The organism is Vibrio sp. PNB23_22_6, assembly GCF_052877535.1.
The window spans coordinates 1-1,215 of sequence record NZ_JBNFXP010000062.1 but is presented as its reverse complement, the minus strand read 5'-3'; the positions used below and the strand labels follow the sequence as shown (position 1 = coordinate 1,215).

Sequence of the window (1,215 nt, the reverse complement as noted above, 5' to 3'; positions counted from 1 at the left end):
TGGTAAGACCCCAGATCTCTATACACTTTCAAGCTTCTGAAAATACTGTCTTTCATACTCATTTGGTGACAGCCCACCATTAGTACCATGATTTCTTTTAGGGTTGTAGAAACACTCAATATAATCAAATATCTCTGAACGAGCTTCATCGCGGGTTTTGTAGATTTTCCTTTTTACCCGATCCTTTTTGAGTAATGAGAAAAAGCTTTCTGCAACAGCATTATCGTGACAGTTTCCCTTGCGACTCATACTGATTTCCATATTGTGCTCTTTTAAGAAGCTACGCCAATCACAGGAAGTATATTGAACACCTTGGTCTGAGTGGATTGTAACTTTGTTCTTAGGACGTCGACGCCAAATAGCCATTAGAAGTGCATCTATCACTAAGTCTGTTTTGGGGCTGTTTTTCATCGTCCAGCCCACTACTTTCCGTGAAAATAGGTCGATAACGACGGTAAGATAGAGCCAGCCTTCGTAGGTACGAATGTAGGTAAAATCGGTGACCCAAGCACGGTCTGGGGTATCCACACTAAACTCTCGGTTTAAGACATTAGGGGCCGCGGCATCCGTTTTCCCTGAGTAAAAGCCTGGATAACGCTTGTAACCACGAACAGCTTTAAGATTGGCTTGTTTCATGAGTCGATACACACGATTCTTACCACAGGACTCACCGTCTCCTTTTAGGTCAATGGTTATATTGCGATAACCATACACGCAGCCACTTTCGAGCCAGAACTGCTTAATTTTTCCTAACAAACGTTGATCCTCTTGAGTACGGATACTGAGAGGCTTCCGCTTCCACGCGTAGAATCCACTTCGCTGTATTTCGAGGATCTGACACATCACCTTCAAGGGAAATCGTTGAAGTCGCTTACTTATGAACGTGTACTTTTCTTTGACTCCCCTGCAAAGTACACGGCGGCTTCCTTTAATATGTCCCTTTCCATCGTGACGCGCTTTAATTCTGCCTTTAGCTTTCTGATTTCAGCACTTTGAGCATCTTCTTGCTTTCTTTGACACTGTGGCTTTTCATACCTTTTCACCCAGTCACACAGGGACTTGTAACTCACGCCCAAGCGTTCGGCTGTTGAGTTAAGGGTGTGACCGTGCTTAGTGACTTGCTCAACGGCCTGGATTTTGAACTCTTCTGTGTAGCGTTTTCCGCTCATGATAACACCTCATAGTTTATTGAATTATATAACTATTAAGTGTCTA

The 1,215-nt window shown here is 43.4% G+C and carries 1 protein-coding gene; it reads right to left on the bottom strand.

Annotation, left to right across the window (positions count from 1 at the left end; all coding sequences use genetic code 11):
- Positions 1-18 precede the first annotated feature (18 nt).
- A protein-coding gene (locus ACVA54_RS19615) for an IS3 family transposase (protein WP_446619321.1) occupies positions 19-1,169 on the bottom strand; the annotation gives its coding sequence in 2 pieces (ribosomal slippage) (positions 19-932 and positions 932-1,169; 1,152 coding nt in all).
- Positions 1,170-1,215 lie beyond the last annotated feature (46 nt).